The organism is Methanobrevibacter sp. (genome assembly GCF_045603845.1).
GTDB lineage: Archaea > Methanobacteriota > Methanobacteria > Methanobacteriales > Methanobacteriaceae > Methanocatella.
This window is the reverse complement of the sequence record NZ_JAZUMY010000097.1, coordinates 1-14192: the sequence shown is the minus strand read 5'-3', so window position 1 is coordinate 14192 and position 14192 is coordinate 1. Positions and strand designations below refer to the sequence as shown.

The window sequence follows — 14192 nt, the reverse complement described above, 5'->3', positions numbered from 1 at the left end:
GGTTGAATTACCATTATAATTGTCATCACCAAGATAAGTAACAGTCACATCATAATCGCCAACAGCAAAATCACTGATAACAGCAACAGCACTACCATTGACAATTTCAGCATAAACATGCAAATCACCGATATCAATTAAAACATCACCAGTAGCATCACCAGCAACAGTCACATTAATAATCTCATCTTCACCTATTTTAATATCAGAAACATTTAAAGCAATATTAGTGTCTTTCTTATGAACAACGAATGTTGAAGTTGCATTGCACAATTCAAACTCATCATTACCCATGAAGAATGCAGAAACCTGATAATTACGTGCAGTTAAATTGGAAACAGTGAAATTAACCTTACCATCAACAAGATCACGTGTATAAGCCAAACCACCAATAGTCACATAAACAGGACCATTAATACCAGCAGTAGCATTCACATAAACCGTAATATCCTCACCAACAGTAATATCAGCAACACTTACATTAATTTCGGAAGCTTTTTTACCGTTTACAGTGATATTTGTAGTGTTTGTAATTGGATAATAATTATTGTCTCCAGCATAGGATGCAGTGATGTTATATTCACCGACAGGTAAATCACGTACAGTGAGATTACCTTTTCCTTCATATACGAATGTAGTGTAATTTTCATTTCCTACTTTAACTCTTATAATATCAGTGATATTTGATGCCAAAGTGAAATCAATGAACAAATCATGGCCTACAATAATGTCTGACACATCAATTACCAGATCAGTTGATAATTTTGAAACTGTGAAATAGACTGTTGTGGAATTGGTATTGAAGAAATCATCACCCAAATAGGTAACAATTACTGTGTAGTTTCCATCAGTCAGATAACTGACAGTCAAATTCGTTTTTCCATTTTCAAGATATTTATGGTAAACAGTTCCATTCAAATCAATTAATACTTCACCGGATGCTGTATCGTTTAATGTAATGTTAATGACCTCAGACAAGTCTTTGGTAATGTTTTCAACTTCAACATCTACAGTTGTATTAATCTTAATCACACTGAAAGATGCAGTGAATTCCTTATAAGAATATAAATCATCTTCATAAGGAACAAGAATATTATAATCTCCTTCAGGCAGTAATGGAAGAGTTAACGTTGCCTTATTGGTTGTTGAATTGATTTCAGCAATATAATCGTCATCTCCGACAAATACAATAAAACTGCTTGAAGTCACATTTTCAGGTAATGTGAAAGTAATGACGTTATTTTCAACAACAGTGATTAACTCTTTTAAATCAATCAAGATTTCATAGTCATCAATCTTATCAACTTCAACAAGAATCAGATTAGAGTTTGCACTTGTATGATTGTCATCACCAATGTAATCGGCTTTAATGAAAATATCACCAGGCATTACATCAATGACCAGATTGGCTTTGTTGTCTTTAATTTCACGACTATAAGGAACATTATCCACATAAATTGTAATGTTTCCGGTTGCATTTTCTGTAATTCCAACAGTAATAGTAATTGTTCTGTTCTCAACGCTGACTGAAGGATTTAAAACAGTTCTGATTTGAGCAACATTGAATGTTGTGGAATTTGATTTGAATAAATATTTGTCATCTGTGAAATTGACTACAACATTGTAATTGCCGACAGCCAACTTAGGCACATTCAGTTTTGCAACACCATCTTTAATTTCAGCCTTTTTGATTTCGCTGTTATTGACAGTAATATTGACATATCCTTTTGCATCACTTGGGAGATTTACAATAATTACTGCATCTTCACCTACAATAATATCCTCGACTGTTACATTTATCAAATAATTACCTGTTTGAGGTAGGGTAATTGGTTTATTTGTAGCATTTTCCAAGTATTTTCCATCACCATCATAACTTGCATATACAGTATAGGTATCAGGATAAAGACTGCTGACATCCAATGTAGCCTTACCGTTTACAATAGTCACATTTCTGTTGATATCACCGACTTTTATGGTAACGTTTCCTGTAGCATCATCCGGAACGCTTACAACAACAGTAGTATCATTTATAAATTCAATAGCTATTGTGGAATTGACTTTTCTTACAGTGAATGTTTTTGTTAGGTTTTTGCTTTCGTATTTATCATAACCTTGATATAAAACAGTGATATTGTAGGTTCCTGCAGCCAAATTCCTGATGTTAAAGGTAACATTTCCATTTATAATAGCTTGGGAGTATCTGTTTGAACTGAAGTTACCGAATATTAAAACATCATCTGTTGCATCGCTCGGAAGAGTGACATTGACTATTTCAGTTTGGCCAACATTGATATCAGATACATTAAAGTCGAAATCATAGTCGTCCACTTTGATTACAGTAACGTTTAATGTTAAACTGGCTGCATTATATCTGTCATCCCCACTGTATGAGATTGCAGGTGAATATGACTGTGCTAAAGGATAACCGTCAATGATGACATTAGCGGAACCGTTTACTAAAGGCACAGTGTATGAAACAATACGGCTGACAATTGTGATTGTTCCTGTAGCGTCTTCAGGCAATTGTACCTTAAATGTAACTTTTTCTTCAACATGAACTGTTTTATTGTATTGAGGAGTTACATCCACATCCAATTTTGAAATAACGACAGTTCCTGTTTGTGTTTTTTGAACGTATTTTCCAGGTTCTTCAAATGAAACGAGATATGGGAAGTTACCATAATATGGAGCAGTTACATTAACAACAGCAACACCATTTTTAACCTCTCCTTTGAAATCAGTTACAAATATACGAACATTAACCTCTCCAGTAGCATTGGTTGGCAATTCCACCCTGAATGTAATGTTGTCTCTTACGTAATTCGGATCGCTGACCGTTACATTGAATAAATAATCGTTAATTGATAACACTTCAAAGTTTGAATATTTAATGTCTGATTCATATTTGGAGTCATTATCCAAGGCAACGGAAAGAACGTACTGTCCTTCAGCCAATCCAGTTACATTAAACCATCCTGTACCGTTAACTACAGTAACAGATTTATTGATATAATCAGTATTGTCGATTGTAATTGTAACATTTCCTGTTATATCTTTTGGTAAAGTAATTTTAATGTGTTCTTCGCTTCCAACATAGATGTTTTCAGGAGTTACGTCAAATACATATGAATCAATCTTGACAACAGTCACTTCAATGACTTTTGTTGCATTGTGATATTTGTTGTCTCCTGAGAAGAATACTGTTGTGTTGTAAATTCCTTCAGGTAAATTTGGAATAACAACACGGGCTGTACCATTTGTAACATTTGCAGTATAGTTTGTATTGTTTATGCTTACAGTAACAGTTACATTACCTGATGCATCAGTAGGCAACTGAATGTCAATAGTCAAGTTTTCACCGACTACAGGTTCGTTTGCCACTACATCAAATTTATATGATGATATCTTGGATACATGCACATCCTCATGTTTGGAAGAGGCTTCAAATTTAGTATTTCCCAGATAATCAACTGTAATCGCATAAACTCCTTCTTCCAATCCAATAATCGGATGATTGATCGTACCGTTTACTATGGATGCAATTACAGGAGTTCTGTTTTCAACAGTGATTCTGACAAGATCAGTGTCGTTTGCTTCAGGTATGCTGATTACCAGATAAGCAATGTCTCCAACGTGTATATCATTAACAGATATATTGAATTCATAATCAAATGTTTTATTACTATTTAAAGTAATGTTTTTAGAAGCAGGTTCATATTTGTAATTACCGCTGTAATCGATTTTTACAGGATATTGAACACCTGCTGACAAACCATCGACAGTCAAATTGGCTTTACCTGCTTTCACTTCAATATCTGTGTGTGTTACGCCATTGATTGTAATGTTTACATATCCATCAGCATCATCAGGAAGCTCTACGGTAATATTTGCATGAGTAGCATTAGCCGTACCGTTAGGAGTGAAATCATAATTTGCAATTTTTCTTACATAGAAATCCTCGAATACCCTGTGGCATGGTTCGTATTTATTGTCTCCGCTGTAAGTAGCGTCTATAGTGTGTCTTCCAACAGGCAAGTCAGAAATATTGATGGATCCAGTACCGTTTTTAAGTTTTATCACATAAGTTGAACCGTTAATGATTAATGTAACGTTTCCTGTAGTGTCATCTTCAAAAGTAACCTTGATTGTCGCATTTTCACCTACATAAATGCTTTCGGTTTCCAGCATTGAATTATAATTATGGATTCTGCTTACAGTCAAGACATGCTCTTTTACATCTGGCAGATATTTCCTGTCGCCTGTGTAAGTTACATTGAATGCGTATTCATGCCATACCAATCCAATTATATTGAATAATGCCTCACCATTGGTTATCTTTTCAGTGTAATCAGTGCCGTTGATTGTAATTGTAATATTTCCTGTTGCATCGCTTTCAAGAGTTACTTTAATGATTGCATCATCATCAACATAAATTGTATGGTTATAAATCACGTTAATTGTTGGAGATACCCTTTCCAAATCAACAGTGAATGTTCTGTTTGAAGGTCCGTATTTAGTGTCGTTTTCCAGATAGACTGTACCGTTATATGCACCTCCATTAAGACCAGGAATCATTACTGTATCCTTACCTTTACTTATATGGGCAGTGTAGTTGGAGCCGTTGATTTCAACGACAACATCTCCATCAACATCAGTTGGAAGAGAAATACTGACATATACATTCAAATCACTGTCTGTTGTTGCAGATACATTAAAGTCAAATGCATAAATGTAGTATACGAAAAATGAAGATGTATTTGTGGCTGTATTATATACCGGACCTTCTGCATATTCTGCAGTTACATTATATACTCCTCTGGAAAGACCTGAGATTACAAACTTAGCTACAGTGTTGTTTGCATATGCATAATACTTGGTTCCATTAATATCCAGAAGCACAAGACCTTTTGCATCACTAGGTAAAATGACAGAAATAGTCTCATTTTCACCAACTGGGATAGGGGCAGTTTGTACAATAATGGTCATATTCTTTTTAATCACATTAAATGAAGCACTGTTATTAGCTTCATAATACTTATTGTCACCCAAGTAATGTGCTCTTACACTAATGTTACCTGCAGTTAAGTTATTAACATATAATGTAATTGATGATTTGTTAACATACTTATATTCATTATCACCGACATCAACATATACTGTTCCTGTAATATCACTAGGCAGATTAACTTTAATAGTAGCTATTTCACCCACTTTAATATCACTGACTGTAATATTAATTTGTGGAGTATGTTTATATACTGAAAAAGTAGTCTGATTATATGAACTGTAGAAGTATGAATCACCATTATAAATAGCATAAGCAGTATAATTATTACCTGATAAGCCTGCTAAATTTAACTGTGCAGTACTGTTTACTAAAGTAAGAATATACATCTTATTATTTACGAATACATATACAGTACCAGTAGTACCATTTGTAACATTTATATCAATAGTAGTTATATTACCATAATATACATTATTTGCAACAATATCTAAAGTAGAATTACGTAGTTCAACCTTGATTTCTACTTCAGCAGTAACAGTCTGATTATAATCCATAAATGATGCGACAACATCATATGTATTAGGTGCCATATTATATAAAGTCAATACAGCAGTACCATTAGTAAGAGTTACATTATAATGAATGTCATTAATAGCTAAATCAACTGTACCATTATATGTAGTGTTTACTATAATAGTAGTGAATACAACCTTCTCACCATAATTTGTCTGGTTTACAGTAAGGTTAATTATTAAATATAATATACCTCCAGGCATCACATTAAGATTTGACAGGCCGGTTCCAGTATAGCCATCTGCTGAAACATTATGATAACCGATAGCAATATTGTTAACTGTTGAAACATAGTGGGTCTTATTGAATGTTGTGTTTAACCTTTGAGATTCGAAAACATTGACCAAGTCTTTGTTCAGTTTAATATAGTTACCGTTATCGTCTTCAACTGATGTATATATCACTGCAGTATTTTTATCTGAAATGATAGTGTCGTTATTCAATGTAATTATATATGTATCTGAAGTAATGGTTCCGTTATTATAAATCAAATTGCTGAAAGTGTTAGAAGTGAAACTTGCAATACCCTCATTGAATACTGAATAACCATCACTAGAAGTTGAAGTCTGTGTGTTTGAATCCAAAGTAACTGAAGCGTGCTGGCAAATGAAAATAGTATCGTTTCCGATGAATCTGGATTCTGAAACTCTACCATTTGTACCGTGCCATTGAAGTGATTTTCCCGTTGAATCTGTGTCATCAAAGTTTGAATTTATTAAGTTACCGTTTGTGGATCTCCAGTAAACGGAAGAACCGTTAACCCCATTGTTTGAAATGAAGGTTGAACCTTGAAGCTTACCTGCATCCCCATTCCAATATACAGCTCCACCTATCTGAGCAGTGTTGTTTTTGAAATAGGAGTTGATAACCTCATTATTGGCTGCTGCAACATATATAGCTCCACCTTCAGCGGAAGCGGTGTTATTTTCAAATTTTGAAACTGAAACAGAAGCTCTTCCTTTTGCAAGATATATTCCACCACCGTTGACAGCTGAGTTATTTATGAAATTAGCGCCTGCAATAGCTATCATATTTGGAGTGTTTGAATAAAATCCTCCACCATTGGCAGAAGCTATGTTTTGAGTGAAATTAGTATCTACAACACTGATACTGCTAACATCATTATGGACAAATAATCCTGCACCGTTAGGAGCAGTGTTGTTGAAAAATTCTGAATCGGCTAAAACGGCAACACCTGATCTTGAGAATAATGCTCCACCTGCTTCATCAGCAGTGTTATTAATGAAAGTTACATTTTTCATGTCAAAATCACGGGCTTTTATAGCACCACCCTGGAATACCGCATAGTTATCTACAAATTTGGAATTATATACATTTAAAGCATAAATCTGACCAAAACATAATGCTCCACCATGTATAGCATCATTTGAATAAAATTCAGAATTGTTTACAGTAACGGTTCCAGAATATCTTATAGCTCCACCTTCTGAGTATTCAGCAGAGTTATTTATGAATTTGGTTGAATCAATATTAACTGTAACATATCTGAATACCAAAATCGCTCCACCACCCATTGAACCGGTACCGGTTATAGTGTTTTCCTCAAAAATACAGTCTTTAATGTTAGCAGTATATCCTGGCTGGTTGGAATTGTCGAATTCTATTGCACCACCATACTGTAAAGCCGTATTTCTTCTAAAAGTAGAATCAGTAATATTTATTACTGTACTATCCTGCTGAGCAAAATAGATTGCTCCACCACCTTTACCTGATGCTGTAGCTTCATTTTCTTCAAAAGTACAGTTAATAATATTTAAAGGAATAGCAGAATAAATAGCTCCACCATTAGTAGCATAACCGTTTACAAATTTAATATTTTTAAAGGTTATGTTTGATGAAGTAGCATATAAATAAAATATTCTGGAATTGCCATTTGCATCAATGGTATGTCCCTGACCATCTATAATCAAATCATACCTAGAGTTCAAATAGATTGCGCTATAGATGCTGTAGTCATCATCCAAATAAATCGTAGAACCGTCCGGAGAATTACTAATAAGTCTATTTAAGTCCGTATAGGTTCCGGTTAGTAAGTCATCAGAATCTGATGCTTCCATAACATCATCATCTGATATCATCATAATTTCATTATTTTGGATATCATCAACAGAGATGATATCAATTTCATCTGATATAGCTGTTAAATTATCATCCACATTATTTACATCACTTGCAGAAGCGCAAGAGAGAGTAACGAATAATGCGATAATTAAACAGACAAATAACGTTCTCTTGTAGTTAATAAAAAAAACCCCCAAGTTTTTTCCCAATATAATATGTGTTATTATATTAGTTAATATTTTTAGTATAGATTTTTAGAATATATATAGTATTCTAAAAAATGCTAAAATAGACTTGAAAAGGAGGATTTTAAAAAAAATAAGAAAAAAATTAAAGATTTAATTCTTCAATTTTTTTGTCAAAATCAGTTAGTTTGCGTGCAAGTCCCGTAAAATACGGAATATAAACTTTAGAAAACATTATTCTTTCAGGGTTTTCATTTAACTCCTCTAATGTTTCTTTTATCCTTGTCACTTTACGTTCAACCTCATCATACATCAAATCACCAGGGAATTCTCCTATAAATACGCCATCTGCACCGTTTTCAAGAGCATGCTTTATATGGTTAGGTCTTACACGATTGACTGAAATGACCTTTATTATATGGATGGATTCTGGATATGACAATCTGTTGACTCCGATGTTGTCCGCAGCAGTATAGCCTATATTGTCTAAGAACACCAGAATCATGCGCTGACCTTCCTGTTTTTTGGAAAGGACACCATTAATGGTAGCCATAATCTTTTCATCAATGTTACCGTTAACATGAATAGCTCTTTGACGGCATCCGACAAGACATTTTCCGCAACCTGTACATGCCATCGGATCAATATAGACCTCATCGTTCTGGATGCTCATTGACTTGTACTTGCAGCGACTTATGCAGTCACCGCAGAGAATACATTTTTCCTTGTCGATTTCTGCAATGAACGGTTCGATTTCCACACCGCCGTAATTGTATTCTGATACCTTTGATGCTGATGCCGTTGCCTGCATGATTGATTCTGTGATGTCTTTAGGATCCTGTGCGGTTCCGCAGACGAATATTCCCTGAACATCAGTTGCAACAGGCTTGATTTTAGGATGTGATTCCTTGATGAATCCGTCTTCGGTTGTTCCGATATTCAATATCTCTGCGATTTCCCGAGTACCGTCTGAAGGTTCCATTGCTGTTGAAAGAACCACCATGTCAGCTTCAATTTCAATGAATTCACCTTTCAAAGTATCTTCAGTTCTGACAATAAAGCTGTCTCCTTTTTTGACAACCTCACCAGGCCTTCCTCTGATGAACCTTACCTCGTTTTCCTGAGTATGCTTATAGTACTTTTCAAACATTCCTGGGGTCCTCACATCAGTGTAGCATATCACAACATCGGTTTCGGGATACTTGTGCTTGATGATATTTGCATTTTTAAGTGCAACGGTACAGCATATTTTGGAACAGTACCTGTGTCCGTCAGGCTTTTCATCCCTTGAACCTACACACTGTATCATCACGACCCGTTTTGGAACCTCACCGTTGGATTTCAATAGTTTACCTTTTGTCGGTCCGTTCACACCGGTTATGCGGCCCAATTCGGACTGGGTTATTACATCATCGTATCTTGTGTATCCGTATTCGGGCCTTTTGTTCATGTCAAAGAGCTTATGGCCTGTTGCCACAATGATTGAACCGACCTGGAGAGGTATTCTTTCAGGCCTTCCCCTGAGCTTGATGGCTCTCATATTGCAGACCTTGACACAGCTGCTGCATTTTGTACAGTTATCCATATCAATCACATAGCTTTCAGGATATGACTGTCCGAATGGCCTGTATATTGCCTTTCTGTTTGAAAGACCATCATTCCAGTCATCGGGAACTTCAACTTCACATGCCTGAGCGCATTTGCCGCATGCAATACATTTTTCCGTATCGACATATCGCGGAGACTTCTCAACAATCAGATTATATGTTCCTGCCCTTCTTTCGGATTCAATGACCTTTGCATTGGTTATGACCTCAATGTTTTCATTCCAGACAAGCTCATTCAATATAGGATTTAAAAGACACATTCCGCACTCTTCAGCTATTTTAACCGGAGAGAACACCTTACCTATCTTTGCCATATGCCCACCGATTGATGGGGACTGCTCTATTAAGGTAACCTTTGTTCCCTGCTTTGCAAGAGAAAGTGCTGCATTCATACCTGCAATTCCACCGCCGATTACTGCCACGTCATCAGGAGTCTGGCAGAATATCGGGTCAACTGCATCGGACTGCTTTACCTTTTCGATTGATGCGTTGATTAAAGTGATTGCTTTTGCAGTTGCCTTTTCGCTATCTGAGTGAACCCATGAACACTGTTCACGAATGTTTGCCATGTCCATCAAATACGGATTTAGTGGCTTTACATAATCCTGAAAGGTCTTTTCATGACTTATCGGTGAGCATGCAGCTACAACAACCCTGTCCAGGTTATGGTCGAATATTGCGTCACGAATAATCTTACGGCCGTTCAATGAACATAGGTTTTCAAACTGGCCAATGAATTCAACATCCAAGGAGGCTCTGACTTCATCCAAATCAACAATGTCTGAGATATTTCCTCCACATTCACATAAAAACACTCCAACTTTCAAATCATCTCTCATTTGGAAACCTCCTTCAACTGTTTAATAACAGAATCTACTGGTGTGGTATGTGCCTTGACACCAATTATCTTATCGAAATCACCGCCCATTGCGATTGCGATAAACTGGGCAATATTCAGGTGTATTGCCTTAAACTCTCTTCCTTCCCTTTTTGATATCAGCGGCTGATAGCGGTCAAACTGAATATGGCAGTTCGGACATAAATGAACAACAATCTCCACTTCCTCATCGCACAGCGCATTCATCTTGTCTGCTGTTGCGGTAAATGACAGGTCAGGATTTGAGTACCTTTGCCTGAAACCTGTTCCGCATGTTGCGCGCTTATGGTCATACCAGCCGATTGTCTTGCATCCGCAGGCTTCAATCAGCTCATCAATAATGTTTGGATCCCTGAATCCTGCAATAGTGTCTTCATAGTGCACCTTGCAGTAGTGGCATCCGTGGTGGGATGCTATCTTATATTCGCTCAGGTCATACTTGATATGTTCCGGAATTTCTGAAATCTTGTTGTATAAAATATCAACGACATGGAAAATGTTTTCTGTTGGCTTTAAATCGTCCTTTTCATATTTTAAATGCTCTAAATCATTTTCCTCAAACAATTGGTTAATGTGATTTCTCAAATCATCCTTCTTATTCAACAGTTTAACTGATTTCTTGTTGATTGCATAGCATGTTGCACACATCATCACAAGGTTTGGCCTGTTGAGATTTTTAGCTATCCTGAAATTGCGGGCTCCGATTGCTGATGTGTCAACCTGGTCAAAGACATCTGAATAATGACCCAATCCTGTACAGCAGGTTTGCTTGTCTGATATTGCATAGTCAATTCCAAGCTTGTCGAATACAAATTTTGTTGATGCCTCGACTCCCGGATATTCAACGCTTACAAGACAGCTTCTGAAAAGCAGAATATCCTTATCCGGAATGGATTTCATTTTTCCACCTCCTGAGATGCTCTGATTTTTTCAATTTTCGCTTTAAAACCTGTAATCGTTAAAATTTTACTTACTTCATCAATCACATCTTTCGGCGGCATCAGCGGAGGGTCAAGTTCCAGCTCTTCCCTGATTTCACCAAGATTGTTTCTGAAGTCCCTCCATCCGGGAACGTCACGGTCAATGTCATCGAAAAATATTTCAGGGATTGCTCCGATTGCTGCTGTGAAATAAGAATCGGCAAATCCCATATATTCATACAGCTTATCGTATCCCATTTCATTGGATATTGCAATCTGCTTCAGTATCTGATTTACCTCACACACGCTGTTTCCAACGGGACATACACTGTGGCAGGTGTAGCAGTAAAAGCAGTTCCAAATCAAATCATCCTCTAAAATGGAGACATCACCGTCAAGAACCCTTTCGATGATATCCCTTGGATTGTAATTGGAGTGTCTTGCGGCGGGACATGTTGATGTGCACATTCCGCATTGCACGCATTTGAGAACACCATCATCTTTTGAGTTTTTAACATCCATTATGATTTGTTCTGCAAAATCTATTGGTGAGTCGTCAATATTCTGTTTTGAAGTCATTATAACTACCTCACAATTTAAATTCGCCTGATTTAATCATTTTCTTTAATTTAAGTGATAATTTGTTCGCCCTAAGCCTGTCTGACTGTCTGCAGATAATCGGAATAGTGACATCCTTTTCATTGATTTTTATATCAACGCTTCCTGTATCCATATCAAATGCATCATGGCTACAGAAGTTGGCGCACATTCCGCAGCCGAAACAGCGGCTTAAATCAAGGCTTTTTTGTGAAAACGCATTTGTAGGACATACTTTTTGCGCTTCACACTCGCTGCATGAGGAACATTTTTGTCTATTATATTTAGGTCTTAAATCATAGTCCTTCCACAGCTCATAATAATTGGTTTCACCTAACGGCAAATGGCGGCCTTTAATGTCAGCCACCGGAATGCTTACATCAATATCTTGAATTAACAGATTATTGTAAATTTCCTCATTCAATACAGGAATTGGTATAGCTACAGTGTTGTAAATTTCACCACCCTGACCTGTTTTAAATCCTCCGAAATAGTACGGATCCATTTGGGTCATGTCTCCTGAAAGCATCAGATTAGGTTTTTGAGGACTTGACCTTGTACCGTCACCTAAAATATAGGCTTCAGCACCATTCAAAAGCACTCTTTTGCCTGTATTGATTACATTGTGGGGGATATCGTTCTGCAAAGGATTGATATCTCCGCATCCTGAAAATGTAAGGCCTGAAAGATTGCCCTTAAGCGGAGTTGCGGCAAATATTGAAGATACCTCTTCACTTCCCGGATTGGTGAATGCTGTGTAGTTTTTAAATGCCATACGTGAGCCAATTATCTGAGCCCTGTTGATGTCATCACAGGTAATCGTGTTTTCTATAACCTTTCCATCAACGCTTTCAACTCTTACATCCACGCTTTTTCCTTCCATGATTTCCTTTAGGAGGAACCCTCCCCCATAGTTAACATCATCAACAGAATGTGTTGTTCCATGAAGGATTACATCAACTTCCCCCAGCCATTCATTCGGACAAGGTCCGGCGAAGGCAGGAACTCCATTCAGATAAACATTTTCCGCCTTGATGAATTCTCCAGGAGGGCTTACGATGAAATTCAAAATGGCTGCTGTTCCGCTCATGACCCCGCATGTTCCTGTTGTCACAACGTCAACCTCATCGAAACTTGGAGCATTATCCTCTTTGATAAGCTTTTTAAACTCCTCTGCAGTGAAAATATTGGCTTCGCCATTATCAATCTTTTCATTGATTTGGCTTATATCTCTCTTTTTCAAAATATTACCCTCTAAATGATTTTTCCTACAGTATCTCCCCTTAAGCCCTGTCTTAAGGTTTCAAGAGAAGTTATATCATCAGTGGAAACATTGCCTAAATTGACAGTGTTTCCCAATTTTAAGATAAAGAAGACCTGCTGGTCCTTGTTTGGAGCTTCCCATAAAATCTTGCTTCCATCGATATTATCCAAGATATAATCGATTTCATCTTCCTTTGCGTTTCCTGAAGCGTCAAATATTCCGATATTTTTTCCGCCTTCCCTTGCTTCAACTATTATTAGGGAGGAACCTGCATCAAGCTCTGAGCGCATAAGCTCAATTCTCTCATCCAATGTGAGCTCCTTATCGAGATTTGGATCCTTTTTGCCGACTTCAGATAAAACCTCAAAGCCTTCACTTTTGGCTTTTCTTATTGAATCCAGTTTGTCCTCATGAGACAGGTTAATTGATCCGTCTGAAATTTCAATTGCAGGAAAGCCCAATTCACGTGCTCTCTTAAAGAAATCATCCAGCTTGTCATTCATGAAAGCCAGCTCGAACAGTGTGCCTCCGGTATATGGAGTGATGTTGTGGGCTTTGTACATTTCAACTTTAGCTTTGATAATGTCCTCATCATGAATTATTGAAGTTCCCCATCCGAATTTGAGATAATCAACATATTCTCCTGAAATGTCCATTAGGCTTTCAGCTGTTTCAAGGCCCAGACCCTTATCCAGGACCATGGTAATTCCCTGGCTTCTGGGCTTTTCTTCTCTTTTTGTTAATAGAAAATCAAATGCTTTCAAATTATCACATCATTTTTTTTTGAATTTACTAATAATTTATTATATAATATATTATTAATAACTTTCATTAAATATCAAATTGAAATATTATTATTTACTTATCTTAACTAAAAAACATAAAACAACAAAATTGTAATAATAATACTAAAAACAAACAACAAAATTGCTAAATTTCTAACACTAATTTTTTCAGTAAAATCATCACCTTTATATAATAAAATAATACCTATAATATAACAAACTGACAATATTAATCCCTTAACTTTCATCAAAATACCCCAATTATTCACCATAAGGCGTAATGAATCTGAA

Annotated in this window: 7 protein-coding genes; all 7 read right to left on the bottom strand. The window is 36.4% G+C overall.

Features of this window, described 5'->3' with window-relative positions:
* Positions 1-7863: Ig-like domain repeat protein (locus ACKI2W_RS09515; RefSeq protein WP_407381533.1), on the bottom strand; the 7863-nt coding region annotated here is incomplete at its 3' end.
* Positions 7864-7996: 133 nt separating this feature from the next.
* Positions 7997-10297 (bottom strand): ferredoxin:CoB-CoM heterodisulfide reductase subunit HdrA, encoded by a 2301-nt coding sequence (hdrA, locus tag ACKI2W_RS09510; protein WP_407381531.1) that lies wholly within the window; start codon positions 10295-10297, stop codon positions 7997-7999.
* Positions 10294-11235, bottom strand: coding sequence for a ferredoxin:CoB-CoM heterodisulfide reductase subunit HdrB (hdrB, locus tag ACKI2W_RS09505; RefSeq protein ID WP_407381529.1), 942 nt, complete (start codon positions 11233-11235; stop codon positions 10294-10296). Before hdrB ends, hdrA begins: the two co-directional genes overlap by 4 nt.
* Positions 11232-11834 (bottom strand): ferredoxin:CoB-CoM heterodisulfide reductase subunit HdrC, encoded by a 603-nt coding sequence (gene hdrC / locus ACKI2W_RS09500; RefSeq protein WP_407381527.1) that lies wholly within the window; start codon positions 11832-11834, stop codon positions 11232-11234. The genes hdrB and hdrC overlap by 4 nt, the downstream gene beginning before the upstream one ends.
* A 10-nt stretch (positions 11835-11844) precedes the next feature.
* The gene (locus tag ACKI2W_RS09495; RefSeq protein ID WP_407381525.1) at positions 11845-13095 is read right to left on the bottom strand and encodes a methanogenesis marker 16 metalloprotein; all 1251 of its coding nucleotides are present in this window, start codon (positions 13093-13095) and stop codon (positions 11845-11847) included.
* A gap of 11 nt (positions 13096-13106) precedes the next feature.
* Complete coding sequence (gene comA, locus ACKI2W_RS09490; protein WP_407381523.1) at positions 13107-13880, bottom strand: phosphosulfolactate synthase; 774 nt, start codon at positions 13878-13880, stop codon at positions 13107-13109.
* A gap of 107 nt (positions 13881-13987) precedes the next feature.
* Positions 13988-14192 (bottom strand): hypothetical protein (locus ACKI2W_RS09485; RefSeq protein ID WP_407381521.1); only part of this gene is annotated, 205 nt, incomplete at its 5' end.